General features: G+C 52.4%; 2 tRNA genes. Both read left to right on the plus strand.

The features are described 5' to 3' along the window. The first annotated feature begins 253 nt into the window (after window positions 1-253). Window positions 254-328, plus strand: a tRNA-Glu gene (locus GT1_RS21920). Window positions 329-338: 10 nt separating this feature from the next. Beyond that, window positions 339-412: transfer RNA gene (locus GT1_RS21925), tRNA-Asp, on the plus strand. Window positions 413-414: the final 2 nt, after the last annotated feature.

Raw genomic sequence — 414 nt, forward strand, 5'->3', positions numbered from 1 at the left:
GGCTGAAGAGGACGGTTTGCTAAATCGTTAGAGGTCGTGAGGCCTGCGTGGGTTCAAATCCCACCCACTCCGCCATAAGCAGCGAACCAAGTTCTCATGAGCCAATAGGCGAAATGAGAACTTGAGTGAGTCGCTTACTTCCGAGCGGTAGTGATAAGCAGAAAGCCAAGTTTTTAGGAGCAAGAGCGACGCGAAAACTTGTGCGAATCGCTTAGTTCTGAGCCGTAGCGAAGAACATCCTTAGAATTAATTCGGCCCGTTGGTCAAGCGGTTAAGACACCGCCCTTTCACGGCGGTATCAAGGGTTCGATTCCCTTACGGGTCACCATTTATTTAACGGCCCTGTGGTGTAGCGGTCTAACATGCCGCCCTGTCACGGCGGAGATCGACGGTTCAAATCCGTTCAGGGTCGCC

This window comes from Sporomusa sp. GT1 (assembly GCF_014634905.1).
GTDB lineage: Bacteria > Bacillota > Negativicutes > Sporomusales > Sporomusaceae > Sporomusa > Sporomusa sphaeroides.